The sequence below is a fragment of the Aurantimonas marina genome (genome assembly GCF_017183135.1).
GTDB classification, from domain to species: domain Bacteria; phylum Pseudomonadota; class Alphaproteobacteria; order Rhizobiales; family Rhizobiaceae; genus Aurantimonas; species Aurantimonas marina.
On the sequence record NZ_JADDXW010000003.1, the window covers coordinates 44,838 to 59,023 of the forward strand.

The following is a 14,186-nucleotide window of genomic DNA, read 5'->3' on the forward strand; positions in this document are numbered from 1 at the left end:
GTCACGAGCGACGATGCCAACGATAGGGGGATGAATGCCGGACCCGCGGCCGACCACAGGCCGACCGCCACAGATCAAGAAAGCCGCCGACCGCTCCGCCTTGCCCGCGGGCCGGGGGATGCGTCCGATTGCTCCTGTCTTCGTTGCCGTTCTTGCCGCCGGCTGCGCCGGCCCGCAATCGAGCTTCGAGGGCGCCGGCACCGAGGCCGTCAGCGTTGCGAACCTGTTCTGGGTCATGCTCGCTGGCGCCATCGTCATCTGGCTGCTCGTCATCGGCCTGTCCATTTATGCCACCAAGGCCCATCCCGCCGCCCACAGCGAGGCCAAGGGCATCCGGCTGATTATCTGGGGCGGCGCGGTCTTTCCCAGCATGGTCCTGGCCGTGCTGCTGACCTGGGGGCTGACCATGATGCCAGACCTCAGGCGGGAGGCGGAGGGCCCACGGATCGCGGTCTCCGGCGAGCGCTTCTGGTGGCGTGTCGCCTATGGCATCGAGGGCGAACCGGGCGTTGCCAAAAGCCTGCCGTCGGGCGGCGTGGAAAGCGCCAACGAACTCTGGCTGCCAGTCGGCCGCCGAACGGAAATTCTCCTAGGCAGTCCTGACGTGGTCCATTCCTTCTGGGTGCCGGCCATCGCCGGCAAGACCGACGCCATCCCCGGCCGCGTCAACCGGCTGGTGCTCGAGCCGACGCGCAAAGGCGTCTATAACGGCGTCTGCGCCGAATTCTGCGGCGATGCCCACGCCCAGATGGGATTTCGCGTCGTCGTCGTCTCCGAGGACGATTATGCCCGCTATGTCGAGGCCCAGGGCCAGCCGGCGGCCGTCACCGCAGGCGAGGGACCGGACCGATTCGTCGACCGCGGCTGCGGCGCTTGCCACACGGTACGTGGCACCCCGGCCGACGGCGCCGTGGGGCCGGACCTGACCCACATCGCCTCGCGGCGAACCATCGGTGCGGGGCTGCTGGAAACAACAGAAGCGAATATCGCCGCCTTCATCCGATCTCCCGCCCATGTCAAACCGGGAGCAGAAATGCCCGCCTTCGCCATGCTGCCTGAAGCGGAAATCGACGCCATCGCCAATTGGCTGGGGGCGCTGCGATGAGCGAGACCGCATTCGGCAGGCCCGGCGTTACCGGCGCCACCCATCAGGATCAGGAGGACGAGGCGGTCCGGCGCGGTCAGGAAGAGCGCTTGGCCAAGGCCTGGGAGACGCCCAAGGGTTGGCGCTACTGGTCGGCGGTGAACAACACCGAGGTGGGGATCTGGTACACCGCGACGGCCTTCGCCTTCATGCTGTTCGCCGGCGTGCTCGGCCTGATGATCCGCGTGCAGCTCAGCGTTCCGGACAACGACTTCCTGTCGGCGAATTTCTACAATCAGGTCTACACGCTGCATGGCACGGTGATGATGTTCCTGTTCGCCGTGCCGATCTTCGAGGCCGTGGCGATCGTCATCCTGCCGCAGATGCTGGGCGCGCGGGATCTGCCTTTTCCGCGCCTCTCGGCCTTCGGTTATTGGTGTTTCCTGATCGGCGGCATCTTCGTCACCGGTTCGATCTTCTTCGACGCAGCGCCCTCCGGCGGCTGGTTCATGTATCCGCCGCTGTCCACTCAGGAGCGCTTCACGCCGGGCTATGGTCCCGACATCTGGCTGCTCGGCCTTTCCTTCATCGAGGTCGCCTCGATCGCGGCGGCGGTGGAGCTGATCGTCGGCACGTTGAAGTGCCGGCCGCCCGGCATGCGGCTCAATCTGATGCCGCTTTATGCCTGGTACGTGCTGGTCGTCGCCGGGATGATCCTGTTCGCCTTTCCGCCGCTGATCGCCGGCGACATCCTGTTCGAGCTGGAGCGGCTGTTCGGCTGGCCGTTCTTCGATCCCGAGCGCGGCGGCGACCCGATGCTGTGGCAGCACCTATTCTGGATTTTCGGCCACCCGGAGGTCTACATCGTTTTCTTGCCGGCGATCGCGCTGCTGGCGATGATCGTTCCCACTTTCGCCCAGCGCCCGATCCTTGGCTATTCCTGGATCGTGCTCGCCGCCGTCGGCACCGGCTTCCTGTCGTTCGGCCTGTGGGCCCACCACATGTTCACCACCGGCCTGCCGGCGATTTCGCTCGGCTTCTTCTCGGCCGCCTCCGAGGCGGTGGCGATCCCGACCGGCGTTCAGATCTTCGTGTTTCTGGCGACGCTCCTGACCGGCCGGGTGATCTATCGGGTACCGATGCTGTTCGTCTCCGGCGCGCTGGCGATCTTCGTGCTCGGCGGGCTCACCGGCGTCATGGTCGCGCTCGCGCCCTTCGACTGGCAGGCCCACGATACCTATTTCGTCGTCGGGCATCTTCATTACGTCCTCATCGGCGGCATGCTCTTTCCGGTCGTCGCCGGGGTCTATTATTTCTGGCCGATGCTGTCGGGACGAAAGCTCTCCGACGGTCTCGGCAAGATCGCCTTCTGGCTGATGTTCGTCGGCTTCAACGTGGCTTTCCTGCCGATGCACTGGTCCGGCCTGATGGGCATGCCCCGCCGCATCTGGACTTATCCCGTCGACATCGGCCTCGAAATCCCCAATCTGATCTCCTCGGTCGGCGCCTTCATCTTCGCCGCCGGCTTCCTCATCGTCGTCTTCGACGTCGTGCGGCCGAGCCGCCATCTGCCCCGTGCCGAACGCAACGTCTGGAATGCCGGCACGCTGGAATGGCTGGCCGAGACCGAGGACAAGGCCTGGGGGGTGCGCTCGATCCCGCTCGTTACCACCCGCTATCCGCTGTGGGAGCAGCCGAACTTCATGGAAGACGTCGACATGGGACGCTTCTACTTGCCCGACGCGGAGGAGATGAAGCGCGAGACGATGGTTACCGGCGTCCTCGACGCGACCCCCGGACAGTGTCTGCGGGTTCCCGGTCCGACCTTCATGACCATGTGGGCGGCGATCTTCCTCGGCGCGGTGTTCATCTTCGCGACTTTCCACTGGTGGCTGGCGACCATCGCGGCGATGGTGCTGGCGATCGCCGCAATTCTCGTCTGGTTGTGGCGCGGCACCGCCATCATCCCGGAGAAACCGGACAAGGATGTCGGTCGCGGACTGACGCTGCCGCTTTACCTGTCGGGACCGAAATCCGTCGGCTGGTGGGCGATGTTCATCACCATGGTCGGCGACGGCACGGCCTTCTTGTCGCTGGTGTTCGGCTATTTCTTCTTCTTCACGATCCAAGAGGAATTTCCGCCGGCCGGCGTCGAGGGACCCGGGCTCGTCTGGCCGCTGGTGGCGCTGGCCCTCTTCGCGGGAGGATGGATCGCCGCCCGCCTCGCGCTAAAGATCAACCGCGCCGGTTCGCTAAGCATGGCGCGGGCGCTGATGGGCGGCGGTGCCATGCTGGCCCTTGCAGGCGGCGCCGCGCTGGTCTGGGCGCCTTACGTCACAGGCCTCGATCCGGTCACCCACGTCTATCCGGCGACGGTCTGGGTGCTGGTCATCTGGACCGCCGTCCATGGCGCTGTCGGTGCACTGATGCTCGGCTATTGCCTGGCGCGGTCGCTCGCTGGTCGGCTGACGCCGGTCTACGACATCGATATCGCCAATGTCGCACTCTATTGGCACTTCCTGGCCGCGACGGCGTTGATCACCGTTGCGATCATCGCGCTGTTTCCGCTGGCGGTCTGAGGAGACGGCGATGCAAACCGACGGCCAAACTCGCGACAATCTCTGGACATTGATCACCCCGCCGACGGTTTGGGCGCTACATTTTCTCATCTCCTATGTGCTCGCAGCCTATGCATGCGCTCCCAATATGCGCGTTTTCGAAACTATCGGCGGGATGCGGGTCGTCATCGCGATCGTCACCGTCCTCGCGCTAGGCCTCATTGCCCTCGTCTTCCGGCGGGCGTACCGCGAATGGCGCGCCGATGGCGGCGGCGGCTTTCACCATGAGAAAGATAGCGAGGCCGGGCGGGAGCGTTTTCTGGAGTTCTCCACAGTACTGCTCGCCGCGCTCTCCTTCGTCGCGGTTCTCTTCGTCGCCCTACCCGTGTTGATCAATGTGGATTGCCGATGAGCACCGTTGCGCCAACCCTCACCGGGCACGCCCCGGCCCCGATCTCTGCTGCATCCCGGTCCGCAACCCGTCGCTTCTGGCCGCTGGCCGTCGGTGCCTTGTTGCTGGTGCTGCTGTGGTTCGGGCCACTGCCGGAGGCCGCCCGAGGCTCGTTCGCAGCCCATATGACGCTGCATATGGGCGTCGTCGCCCTCGCCGCGCCGCTTCTCGGCCTGGGGTTGTCGCGCGCCGTGCCAACGCTTGTTTCAGGGATGCCGTCGGCGGTGGCGATCGTCGCCTCGCTGGTCGAGTTCATCGCGGTCTGGAGCTGGCATGCGCCGGCGCTGCACGATGCGGCGCGGACTGAAGCATCGGTCTTCGCCATGGAACAGGCCTCGTTTGTCGCGGCCGGTGTTCTTCTCTGGGTCGGCGCCATCGGGGCGGCGGGCGACGGCCGACCAGTCGCACGGGCGACGGGCGTCGTGGCCTTGCTGGTCACCTCGATGCACATGACGCTGCTGGGGGCTCTGCTGCTGTTCGCGCCCCGACCGCTCTACGCCTGCGCCGAACTCTGTTCGCCGGCCGCCGCCCTGACGCCGCTGGGTGACCAGCAACTCGGCGGAGTCCTGATGTTGCTCATCGGTGGCGCGGCCTATCTGGCGGGGGGATTGGCGCTGCTCGCCTCGATCCTGCGCGAGGACGCGCCCAGCGGTGGGACCGGCTGATGCGTATCGACTTCATCCTCACCTGGAAGAAGCTTCTTCTCGCCGCGATCGGCGCCGTCGTGCTGGCCTTCGCCTTCAGCCTTTCCGGCATGATCTCTATCGCCGCGTCGTCGGGTCACTTCGCGCCGGTCGGTTGGTTCTTGAACTGGTCGATGCGCAATGCCGTCGCGCGGCAGTCGCTGACGATTTCCGTTCCCGAGAACATCGACCTCGACGACCCGGCCTTGGTTCAACGTGCGGCAGGACATTTCGCCACCGGCTGCGCACCCTGCCATGGCGCGCCAGGTGTGCCGCAGTCTCCCGTCTCCCTGTCGATGACGCCGCATCCGCCCCGGTTGTCGGGACGGATCGAGGACTGGAAAGACCGGGAGTTGTTCTGGCTCGTCAAAAACGGTCTCAAATATACCGGCATGCCGTCCTGGGCGACCCAGGAGCGGAATGACGAGATCTGGGCGCAGGTCGCCTTCCTGCGCGCGCTGCCGGAGATGACGGCCGAGCGCTACGCCGAGCTGGCCCTCGGCGGACAACGCGGTGGCGAACCACAGGAGGTCGGCGGCGAAACCTTGGCCGGGCTCGACGGCATCTTCGAGAACGCGCTGGCGGATTGCGCCCGGTGTCATGGGCGCGACGGCCTCGGCCAGGGCGCCAAGGATGCCGCCGGTGCCTTCCCGGTCATCGCCGGGCAGCCGGAGGCCTATCTTCTGGCAACGCTCAGGGCCTATTCCGACGGCTTCCGCCATTCCGGCCTGATGCAGCCGCCGGCCAAGCGCTATGACGATGCCACGCTGACCGCGCTCGCAAAATGGTATGCTGGCCAACCGGTGGCGCGCGATTCCCGTGAGCCGAGCGAGAGCCCCGCCCCGGCCGGTCAGATCTCCGAGGCCGAAGCGGAACCGACAGTCGCGATGGCCGACGGCATTCCGGCGCAGATCTTTCCGCCCGACACACGCAGCGGAAATGCCGTCGTCTCTACTGCGGCGGCAGGCGGCTTGCCCGAAAACCCCGAGGCGATGCGCGATCTCGGACGAAAGATCGCGCTGGAGGGACTTCCGGCCCGCAAGATCCCCTCCTGCGAGAGCTGCCACGGCGCCGAGGGTCGCGCCAAGAACCCGCATTATCCCTATCTCGGCGGTCAGCCGGAATGGTACGCGCGGACGCATCTGGAACTGTGGAAGGAAGGCACGCGCGGTGGTACGGAATTTTCCCACCTGATGACGCCGATCGCGCGGAACATGAGCGAGGGACAGATCGCCGCGGTCGCCGCTTGGTATGCCGAGCAACCCACCGGCCGATGAACCCCTTCGCCGCCAAAGCGCGTCCCAGCCCCCGCACCCATGAAAGACCGATGGATGAACCCTGATGGATAGCGGCGCCGCAGCAGAGCAATGGGAGAGCCGGATGGCGCCCGGACTCGACGTGATCGAGGCGATCGCGGTCAAGGCCTATGCCGAACTGCCGGAGGAGTTCCGGACGCTCTCCGGCGAGATTCGCTTTTACGTCGCGGACTTTCCCGACGACGACGTGATCCGCGAGATGGAGCTGCAAAGCCCGTTCGACATTCTCGGCCTGTTCGAGGGCCGCGCCATCGGGGATATCGACAGCCCGGTCACCGGCGAGATGCCCAACCGCATCCTCCTCTACCGCCGGCCGATCCTCGATTATTGGGCCGAGCACGAGGAGACGCTGGGCACCCTCGTCTCGCATGTGTTGATCCACGAGATTGGCCATCATTTCGGCCTGTCGGACGACGACATGGAAGCGCTCGAAGCGAGCGTCGCCTGAACCGACGCGCAGCCGCCGACCGTTTCGTGTGTCAGTCGCGGCTGACGAACTTGTTGAAGTTCGGGTTATCGCCAGAGGGATCGATCAGCAGCGCCAGGCGATTCTGCTCGAACGCCTCGAAAAAACGGTCCCAGTCGATTTCCTCGAGGCCTTCGTCGTCGCGCCCATGGTCGACACGGAGAATACCCGGTCCGCCCTCGCCGTTCTCGGTGGCAGCGACCATGGCCGGCTTGCCGCCTGTCTTCTTCGCCCAAGCCCGAATCTCATCGTGATCGGTGATCTTCTCGGCGGATGCCATAGCGCAATCTCCCAATGTTCCTTTAACCGGGAGACGCGGCGAGGTCGTCGGACGTTCCGTCGCGCGCGCCGCGCCGGCCGAGAAATTTCGTCAGCCGGCCACCGGCGGCGAAATCGCTGTTGCGCCTACTGTTCGCCGAGATTCAGCGCCGGGTCATATTTTTCGCCCGCGACGGTCTTCACCACGGCCTGGCCGCAGCGCATCGCGCCCATCGCCGCGTCATAGGCGTAGGTCGGCGAGCCGTGCAGATCCCAGCCCTTGGAGAGCGCCAAGGAGACTTTGTGGCAGAAGGCGGAATCATCCGGCCCCGACAGGAAACGGTAGAGCTTCATCGCGCCGCCTCACGCTCGGCGATCGCGTCGCGCATCGCCAGCAGCTTTTGAGATTGCTTGAGATGCAGCCGCTCGACCATGCGTCCCTCGATCTGCAGCACGCCCTTGTCGGCGTTATCGGCCTTGGCAAAGGCGGCGACGAGCCGCTCGGCCCAGGCGATGGCCGCCGGGTCGGGCGAGTAGGCGGCGTTCGCGCCCTCGATTTGCGACGGATGGATCAGCGTCTTGCCGTCGAAGCCCAGCCGTCGGCCCGCCGCGCATTCGGCGGTGAACCCCCCCTCATCGTGGAAATTGGCATAGGGACCGTCGAGCACCGCCAATCCATAGGCTTTCGCCGCCACGATGATCTGCATGATCCAGGGCAGCAGTTCGGCCCGGTCGGGACCCGGATCGATGCCGGTGGCGAGCGCAATGTCATAAGGGCCGACCATCAGGGCCGTCACCCGCATGTCGCGTCCGGCGGCCGCGAGCTTGCCCACGTCGAGGATGCCGAGCGGCGTCTCGATCATCGCCCAGAGCTTGACGCTGTCCGGCGCCCCCGCCTCCGCCAGCGTATCGACGACCTGCCGAAGCGTCTCCACCGTCTCGACCTTGGGAAGCAGGACGGCGTCGACGCCGGCTTTCGCCGCCATCCGCAGGTCGCCCGTGCCCCATTGCGTGTCGAGCGCGTTGACCCGGATAATGCGCTCGCCGGCGAAACCGTCGGAGCGCAGATGCGTCGCCAGTCTCTCGCGGGCGTCCTCCTTCTCGCGTGGACCGGCGGAGTCCTCCAGATCGTAGATCAGGGCGTCGGCGGCGAGGCCGGCGGATTTTTCCAGCGCGCGAGGATTGGCGGCGGGGACGAACAGAAGCGAGCGGCGGGGGCGCAATGATGTCATCATGGCGGAACTCATCGCCGATTCAGGCGAAACAGGCAATCGCTCCGGGGCGCAAAACTCTTCGGAGTTTGCGCGCACGAACCGAAATGCTATTCCACCGCGCGACAATCCGAGAGCATGAAGGACGACGGCAATGCAAAAATTCGACAGATTGACCGGGATCGCTGCCCCCTTGCCGATCGTCAATGTCGACACCGACATGATCATTCCGAAGGATTATCTGAAGACGATCCTGCGCACCGGCCTCGGCACGGGTCTGTTCGCCGAGCCGCGCTACAATGAGGACGGCTCGGAGAACCCCGATTTCGTTCTCAACCAGCCGGCCTATCGCAACGCCCAAATCCTCGTCGCGGGCGACAATTTCGGCTGCGGCTCGTCGCGCGAGCACGCGCCCTGGGCGCTTTTGGACTTCGGCATCCGCTGCGTGATTTCCACGTCCTTCGCCGACATCTTCTACAACAACTGCTTCAAGAACGGCATTCTGCCGATCCGCGTCACGCCGGAACAGCTCGATCTGCTGATGGACGACGCCGAGCGCGGCTCGAACGCGCGCCTCACCATCGATCTGGAGACGCAGACGATCGCAGGCCCCGATGGCGGCGAGATCTCCTTCGAGATCGACCCGTTCCGCAAGCACTGCCTCCTCAACGGGCTCGACGATATCGGCCTGACCATGGAGAAGGCTGGCTCGATCGCCAGCTACGAGACCAAGCTGGCCGAACGCCGTCCCTGGGCCTGAGGCGGCGGCGACGGCTCCTCCCTTACGGGATGTCAGTCACCTCCTCGTATATTTCTTCGAAGGCCGAGATCTCCTCGGCCTTCAGCTTTCCGAGCTCCTTGTCCACGGCACGGCGGCTTAAACGGCCGTTGCCCTGTCGAAGGAAGTGGAACAGTAGGTCGATCGTTTTCTCCGGCATGTCGATGATCTGGGTGGCGCGCTTGTGGAACTGATCTCGCGCTTCGAGAAAACGCAGTTCCTTCGGAAGGTCGTCGCTGATCGTGCGCTCAAGGCAGCCGAACAAGAATTCGGCGTGGCGGGTCGCGTCGAAGTAACGGTAGAAATCGGCGGTGTCGTTTCGGACCTCGATGTTCCCTTTTTCTGTCGGGGTCCAATCGATGAAGGGCAGAAGCGGTTTGGAGACGGATTCGAGGGTGGTGCGATATCTCAAAAGATCATCGAGAATAGCGTTGGAGATTGGGAAAATGATCTCGCGCGGCGTGTAGCCCCGATATGCCAAGACGTGATGGATCAAAAATCGATGGATGCGGCCGTTGCCATCCTCGAAGGGATGAATATAGACAAAACCGAAGGCCAGTGCCGCCGCCGCGAAGACGGGATGGTACTGGCTGTCCTCGCTCCGGATATCGTACTGTATCAACCCTTCCAGAAGATCCGGCAGGTCTTCCGGCCTCGCGCTGATGTGCTCGGGCACTGGCTCGGAAGAGGTCGCGGCTTCCCACGAATCCGCCTTCGCGCCTTACGCCCAACGTCACGAATCTGTCGTCGCCGATGACCTCCCTTTGCAGATCGACCAAGGTCTCTACCTCAAGGTCGAACAGACCGGCTCGTCCGATGATGGCGCCCCAGCGTTCGAGCCGAGCGCGCGACGGCCGTTCCTTCTCAATTTCGAATGAGGCTTTGGAATCTGATAGAAGAAGGAAGGCAGCCGCCCGCGCGAGCACGTCCGGCGAGGCCTGCTTGATAAGCAATTCGGCCTTTTTCGACAGATCCTTCGCCAAGAAGCTATCGAGAACTTGCGTCCTGGCCACCAGCGGACAGAAGCACGAGGTCCCAGGAAGATTGTTCAGGATACGAAAGCGCTTTTCCCGGACGGGCTCTCGCCCCGTAAATTGATGTTTCCCATCGAGGATTGCGACGTAATTGCCTGTACGGCTGTCCGGGACCTGCAAACGTCGACCTAAGAGCCATTCGTAGATGAAGCCGAGCCGGCGCGCATAGCTGCTTCCAGGCTGTCGTCTGAGCGCCTCCTCCAACTCGGTAGAACCGATTTTGGAAAAAATGGCTTTCAGGATGAGGAGATTGAGCCCCTCGTTCTTCAACGCAAATACCAGATGGTCGAGAATCTCCTCGCCGGGCCAGCGAGGAGACGGATGCATGACCCATTGATTTTGCTTGATACGGGTTTGTCTATCTGCAACCGCATGGAGTTCGTAAGGTCGCGGCACCGAAAGCTCCAGCCGGTCGGTCAGCCAAGCATATCCGGCCATTCTGCCGGCCGTCGGCATGGGGCGGTCTTGGACGCTTTTCAAACGCACTGCCGGAGTCGCCCCACCGTTTATAGGAAGGCGTGGGTTTAGACCCATCTTGTTATAAACGCAACATTCCTTCTACAAATGTCGGCTTTTGGATTTTTTTGTTACAGCCTCATCCACCGTGAAAAGGACGAGTGAACAAAGGAACCCTCGACTTTTCGGACGATCATAACCCCTGCCGTAACGGCCATAGCGTCGCTGCCCGGCCTCTATCCCTCGATTTTCATCTCGGGATGGAAAGCGTGGGCGACGAAGGCGAAGGTGATGTCGTGGACGGCGGGCTTACCGTCCAGCCCGGTGACGCTGACATTTCCCACTTCGCGGCCCTTGCCGATCTCGCGCGTATCCAGCGCCGAGGCCTGGCCTTCATCCCAGCTCAGGCGATAGCCGCCGCGCTCAAGGCTCTTGTTCTCGCGCAGCTTCGCCAGCGAGACGATGGAGACCGGCTTGTTGGTTTCGGCTTCGCGCACGACAACCACGCGGGCCATCGGCTCGATCCCGTCCGGCATCTCGCCGCGATAGAGGAACGGCGTCGCCGAGCTGTCGTAGGAGACATAGGGATTCTGGCCATAGGGCCGACTCACGCTCGTCGGCGGCGCCAGCACCTTGGCGTCCGGATGCCGCTTGGCGAAGGCCTGCCAGGAAACGAGGCCCGAGGGGATGACGTCGAGCGTCTTGCCGGTCATGGCTCCCACAATCCCCGTGCCGGTGAATTGCTGCCACCAGCTTTCCGTCTGCCGGTCGTACATGACCAGGTCTGAATGGCGCAGCTTCCCGGTCGTGCCGAAGTCCAGAACCGTGCCACCGAGCTCGCGCTCGAAGACGATCGCCGCGTTGCAGAGCGGACAATAGGTGACGGCGACGGGAATGCCGGCGACCGTATCGTTGACGATCTCGTGGAACATCAGGATGCTCAAGGGATAGGCGCGGGTCTCGCCACCAACGGTCAGTTGGATCACCGGCTCGCGCGGCTGGAGATCATCCGCCTCGGCGGCCGTCACGAAGCGCGGATCGTCGGTCGCCGGTATGCCGTCCTTCGGCGGACCGCCCGAGATGATTTCCGTGAGATCGACAGATTGTTTGGAAAAATCAGTCCGCCAGCCTTCGGCCATCCACCGCGCGGGATTGGCGCCGGCCAGCCCGGTCCAGATCAGCACAGTCAGCGCGACGACCAATGCGCCCGTTAGCCATCGAAGATACATCACGTCCTCCCGCTCCCGCGCCGCACGCGGCCAGTCTCTGGCGCGATTGTGCGTGCCGGCCGGGGTCCAAGCGAGTCACGCTTTTACGATTCCGCGTGATCGCCGCGGGATTTCGGCAGGGAAAAACGGATCGATCACGGCGCTCCTGCGTTCTGCGCGCAGTTGACGGGGCCGTGGGGCGCGCCGCCGAACGAGCGCAGGAGCGGCCATCATGTGGAACTGGTTGTCGCAAAACACCGATGTGCTGAGCCTCGCCGTCAGCGTGGCCATGCTGATCGTCTGGATCGTCTATCTGCAGCTGCTGCTCTACGGCTATCAGCGCCAGCGTCGATCCTCGGTCCTGATCAGTCGCGGTGCCGGCCAAGGCCTCCGCTCGCGTTGTCTCATCACCAGCATGAGCGCCGAGCCGCTTTACGTGACAAGCATTATCGCCACGCTGGAGACCAAGACCAACTCCTACGAATACGCCCTCACCGACCTGCGCGATCTACCGGAAGATCTCGGCGCCGACCCGCGCTCTTCCATGCGCCAGGGCAGCCTGTCGACCGGTGAATATCTCGACATCGGTCATTTCGACGATCTGGTGGAACAGTTGGTGGAGACAGATGCCGAACTCTCCCGGCTCGGCGCCTGGGCCGATACCGTCACCGCTCTGGATCTGACGGTCGTCGCCCTTTATGGACCAGATCTGATAGCGGTCGGCGCGTCGCGTCGTTTCTCTTTCGTCGAGAACGGCGACGAACGCCTGCGGATTCGTCCCGAAAGTCTGACGACACGGCAATTGCGCTCTCGTCGCTGGCGCCGGCAGCTGATGCGCAAACTCGCCTCCCACCTGTGAGGCCGCGTCATCGGCCAGACAAACTCCATCCGCTTTACATTCGTTCATTCGCATGTATGAATTCGATTGTCTTCATGGGAGGAAGAACGAATGAAAACAAGTTTTCTGCACGCGGCCTTTTTCGCGATATTCTTAGCTAGTCCCGTTATGGCGCAAGAAGAGGAAAGCGGTGACAAGGATTACCGCACCTTCTCTGCCGGCGGCGAGGTCGAATACGGCGCGATCGAGGATTCCTACACAGCCGATCTGGTGATGTATCTAGCCGGCAACCAGTTCATGGTCATGGAAGACCTGATCAAGGACTTCCAGTCGAAAAATCCGGACATTGAAACGGTCTATGTCGAGACGATCCCGCCGGGGCAGATTCTCAACCAACAAATCCTGAAGCAGGGCCAGATCAAGGGCAAGGATACGGCGCAAAATCCAGACCTTTATGCCAGCGTGAACCTCGGCCACCTGAAAAAGCTGAAGGCGGCGGGGCTGATGGACCAGTACATGGTCTATACCCGCAACCGGCTGTCCCTGATGATTGCGGAAGGCAATCCGAAGGATATCAAAGGCGCGGAAGACCTGTCGCGGGACGACCTGGTACAGTCGCATCCCAACCCGCAGACCGAAGGCATTTTCCGTTTCTACGGATCGCAGATGCTGAAAGACATGGGCATCTATGAAAAGGTCACCGGGAACGCCGATTGCAAAGGCTGCTGGGCGGTGGAAGGCAAGACCTGGTTCACCGAACGCCACCATCGCGAGACGCCCGACCGCATCGAGGCCGGTGAGGCGGATGTCGGCATCGTCTGGGAGACGGAGGTGCGTCACGCCAAGGCCGAGGGCCGCAAGATCGACGGCGTCGAGATTCCCGCATCGCAGAACCAGCAGGACAAGGTCGCCTATGCCATCGGCAAGCTGACCAAGGGTCGTAACTCCGACAATGCCGAGACGTTTCTCGATTATCTGCGCTCGGACGAGGCGCAGGCGATCTACGAGAACTACGGCTTCGTGCGCGCCAGCGCGGACGAGTTGACGTCGAAGCCGATCCCGGCGGGCTAAGCGGGGTCCTCGTTCCGGTTTCACCACGCAGATGTCCGGGCCGTTTCGCGCAAAGCGGAGCGGCCGGATGCCGCCACCCATTCGCCTCTCCCTGCCCCCCGTCCGCTCGCCCGGCCCACCGCCAAAGCCGGGTTTGACGATCGGTCCAGCGACGCGTTGACATTCCAGCGCTTGTCATCGTCCACGCGTGCGCCTTTACTGAGGGCCAGGGCCCGACGCGCAATAATGGATGGACATCGCATGTGCCAGATCTTCGCCGGAATTCCGACCGAGAATTACGACAGCGAAACGCGGTCCGTCCGACTTTCCGGCCATGCGACATCGATCCGGCTGGAAGCCGCCTTCTGGCACGTGCTGGAGGAACTGGCCGCCGATCAGGCGATGCCGCTGTCGAAATTTCTGACGACACTGCACGACGAGGTGTCGGAGCTGCACGGCGAGGCACGCAACTTCACCTCGCTCCTGCGCTGCGCTTGCCTTCTGCATCTCGAACGAACGGCGGCCCGTCAGACAGCGAGCGATACCGGTGAGAGCCTGCGTCGTGCCGGCCAGCCGCAGGATTTCCGCATCGCTGTCTGACCTGCTTTTCGCCGCCACCGCGATCGGATTTTCGGTGTGTTATCATCATACTACCCGCCACTTTAAATCTGCGTCTAGACTTCTCCCAACACGGCGGGAATAGCCAGCTCCGGGGAGAAAGTGCCGTGGTGTCACGGGCGCCGGCCTGGCAGGGTTCCACACCCACTGACCATCGATCCCGCCGTATGATTCCCG

The 14,186-nt window shown here is 63.6% G+C and carries 15 protein-coding genes and 1 pseudogene; 10 read left to right on the forward strand and 6 right to left on the reverse strand.

Going from position 1 to position 14,186, the window contains the following annotated elements; genetic code table 11:
* Nucleotides 1-34 precede the first annotated feature (34 nt).
* The 6 genes from coxB (at nt 35) to ING15_RS04580 (ending at nt 6,540) form a co-directional block, all read left to right on the forward strand.
* Complete coding sequence (coxB, locus tag ING15_RS04555; protein ID WP_232845567.1) at nt 35-1,105, forward strand: cytochrome c oxidase subunit II; 1,071 nt, start codon at nt 35-37, stop codon at nt 1,103-1,105.
* Nucleotides 1,102-3,663 (forward strand): cytochrome c oxidase subunit I, encoded by a 2,562-nt coding sequence (gene ctaD, locus ING15_RS04560; protein ID WP_206453612.1) that lies wholly within the window; start codon nt 1,102-1,104, stop codon nt 3,661-3,663. Before coxB ends, ctaD begins: the two co-directional genes overlap by 4 nt.
* Nucleotides 3,664-3,673: 10 nt before the next feature.
* Nucleotides 3,674-4,054, forward strand: a complete 381-nt coding sequence (locus ING15_RS04565) for a hypothetical protein (protein WP_206453613.1) — start codon at nt 3,674-3,676, stop codon at nt 4,052-4,054.
* On the forward strand, nt 4,051-4,758 hold the full coding sequence (locus ING15_RS04570; protein ID WP_206453614.1) for a cytochrome c oxidase assembly protein: 708 nt from the start codon (nt 4,051-4,053) through the stop codon (nt 4,756-4,758). The genes ING15_RS04565 and ING15_RS04570 overlap by 4 nt, the downstream gene beginning before the upstream one ends.
* Nucleotides 4,758-6,053, forward strand: coding sequence for a c-type cytochrome (locus ING15_RS04575; RefSeq protein WP_206453615.1), 1,296 nt, complete (start codon nt 4,758-4,760; stop codon nt 6,051-6,053). The genes ING15_RS04570 and ING15_RS04575 overlap by 1 nt, the downstream gene beginning before the upstream one ends.
* Before the next feature lie 64 nt (nt 6,054-6,117).
* Nucleotides 6,118-6,540: a metallopeptidase family protein gene (locus tag ING15_RS04580; RefSeq protein ID WP_206453616.1), complete on the forward strand. Its 423-nt coding sequence runs from the start codon at nt 6,118-6,120 to the stop codon at nt 6,538-6,540.
* 31 nt (nt 6,541-6,571) lie between these two features.
* Here ING15_RS04580 and ING15_RS04585 read toward each other — a convergent pair whose 3' ends face one another.
* From ING15_RS04585 to ING15_RS04595, 3 genes are all read right to left on the reverse strand, one after another.
* On the reverse strand, nt 6,572-6,838 hold the full coding sequence (locus tag ING15_RS04585) for a hypothetical protein (protein WP_206453617.1): 267 nt from the start codon (nt 6,836-6,838) through the stop codon (nt 6,572-6,574).
* Nucleotides 6,839-6,963: 125 nt separating this feature from the next.
* Complete coding sequence (locus tag ING15_RS04590) at nt 6,964-7,170, reverse strand: DUF1737 domain-containing protein (RefSeq protein WP_206453618.1); 207 nt, start codon at nt 7,168-7,170, stop codon at nt 6,964-6,966.
* Entirely contained in the window at nt 7,167-8,051 is an 885-nt protein-coding gene (locus tag ING15_RS04595; protein WP_206453619.1) for an HpcH/HpaI aldolase/citrate lyase family protein, read from the reverse strand. The genes ING15_RS04590 and ING15_RS04595 overlap by 4 nt, the downstream gene beginning before the upstream one ends.
* Nucleotides 8,052-8,181: 130 nt before the next feature.
* Between ING15_RS04595 and leuD the strand changes: the two genes are divergently transcribed.
* On the forward strand, nt 8,182-8,787 hold the full coding sequence (gene leuD / locus ING15_RS04600) for a 3-isopropylmalate dehydratase small subunit (RefSeq protein WP_206453620.1): 606 nt from the start codon (nt 8,182-8,184) through the stop codon (nt 8,785-8,787).
* Nucleotides 8,788-8,809: 22 nt separating this feature from the next.
* Here leuD and ING15_RS19390 read toward each other — a convergent pair whose 3' ends face one another.
* From ING15_RS19390 to ING15_RS04610, 3 genes and pseudogenes are all read right to left on the reverse strand, one after another.
* Entirely contained in the window at nt 8,810-9,217 is a 408-nt protein-coding gene (locus tag ING15_RS19390) for a hypothetical protein (protein ID WP_232845598.1), read from the reverse strand.
* Nucleotides 9,218-9,343: 126 nt separating this feature from the next.
* A pseudogene (locus ING15_RS19825) lies at nt 9,344-9,481 on the reverse strand (Fic family protein); the annotation flags it as partial.
* A gap of 1,050 nt (nt 9,482-10,531) precedes the next feature.
* A complete protein-coding gene (locus ING15_RS04610; RefSeq protein WP_206453621.1) occupies nt 10,532-11,524 on the reverse strand; it encodes a DUF3179 domain-containing protein in 993 nt (330 codons plus the stop codon).
* A 211-nt stretch (nt 11,525-11,735) separates the two neighbouring features.
* On the opposite strand from ING15_RS04610, the gene ING15_RS04615 reads away from it, so the two are divergent.
* The 3 genes from ING15_RS04615 (at nt 11,736) to ING15_RS04625 (ending at nt 13,991) form a co-directional block, all read left to right on the forward strand.
* Nucleotides 11,736-12,362: a hypothetical protein gene (locus ING15_RS04615; RefSeq protein ID WP_232845568.1), complete on the forward strand. Its 627-nt coding sequence runs from the start codon at nt 11,736-11,738 to the stop codon at nt 12,360-12,362.
* Between the two features lie 90 nt (nt 12,363-12,452).
* Entirely contained in the window at nt 12,453-13,412 is a 960-nt protein-coding gene (locus tag ING15_RS04620; RefSeq protein ID WP_206453622.1) for a molybdate ABC transporter substrate-binding protein, read from the forward strand.
* A 240-nt stretch (nt 13,413-13,652) separates the two neighbouring features.
* Nucleotides 13,653-13,991, forward strand: coding sequence for a ribbon-helix-helix domain-containing protein (locus ING15_RS04625; protein ID WP_206453623.1), 339 nt, complete (start codon nt 13,653-13,655; stop codon nt 13,989-13,991).
* The last annotated feature ends 195 nt before the right edge of the window (nt 13,992-14,186 follow it).

Bases quoted from the DNA above. Each gene is read 5' to 3' on its own strand.
- ING15_RS04575 (WP_206453615.1), top strand. From the start codon at position 4,758: ATGCGTATCGACTTCATCCTCACCTGGAAGAAGCTTCTTCTCGCCGCG.
- coxB (WP_232845567.1), top strand. From the start codon at position 35: ATGCCGGACCCGCGGCCGACCACAGGCCGACCGCCACAGATCAAGAAA.
- ING15_RS04610 (WP_206453621.1), bottom strand. From the start codon at position 11,524: ATGTATCTTCGATGGCTAACGGGCGCATTGGTCGTCGCGCTGACTGTG.
- ING15_RS04595 (WP_206453619.1), bottom strand. From the start codon at position 8,051: ATGATGACATCATTGCGCCCCCGCCGCTCGCTTCTGTTCGTCCCCGCC.
- ING15_RS04590 (WP_206453618.1), bottom strand. From the start codon at position 7,170: ATGAAGCTCTACCGTTTCCTGTCGGGGCCGGATGATTCCGCCTTCTGC.
- ctaD (WP_206453612.1), top strand. From the start codon at position 1,102: ATGAGCGAGACCGCATTCGGCAGGCCCGGCGTTACCGGCGCCACCCAT.
- ING15_RS04585 (WP_206453617.1), bottom strand. From the start codon at position 6,838: ATGGCATCCGCCGAGAAGATCACCGATCACGATGAGATTCGGGCTTGG.
- ING15_RS04565 (WP_206453613.1), top strand. From the start codon at position 3,674: ATGCAAACCGACGGCCAAACTCGCGACAATCTCTGGACATTGATCACC.
- leuD (WP_206453620.1), top strand. From the start codon at position 8,182: ATGCAAAAATTCGACAGATTGACCGGGATCGCTGCCCCCTTGCCGATC.
- ING15_RS04580 (WP_206453616.1), top strand. From the start codon at position 6,118: ATGGATAGCGGCGCCGCAGCAGAGCAATGGGAGAGCCGGATGGCGCCC.
- ING15_RS04615 (WP_232845568.1), top strand. From the start codon at position 11,736: ATGTGGAACTGGTTGTCGCAAAACACCGATGTGCTGAGCCTCGCCGTC.
- ING15_RS04570 (WP_206453614.1), top strand. From the start codon at position 4,051: ATGAGCACCGTTGCGCCAACCCTCACCGGGCACGCCCCGGCCCCGATC.
- ING15_RS04620 (WP_206453622.1), top strand. From the start codon at position 12,453: ATGAAAACAAGTTTTCTGCACGCGGCCTTTTTCGCGATATTCTTAGCT.
- ING15_RS04625 (WP_206453623.1), top strand. From the start codon at position 13,653: ATGTGCCAGATCTTCGCCGGAATTCCGACCGAGAATTACGACAGCGAA.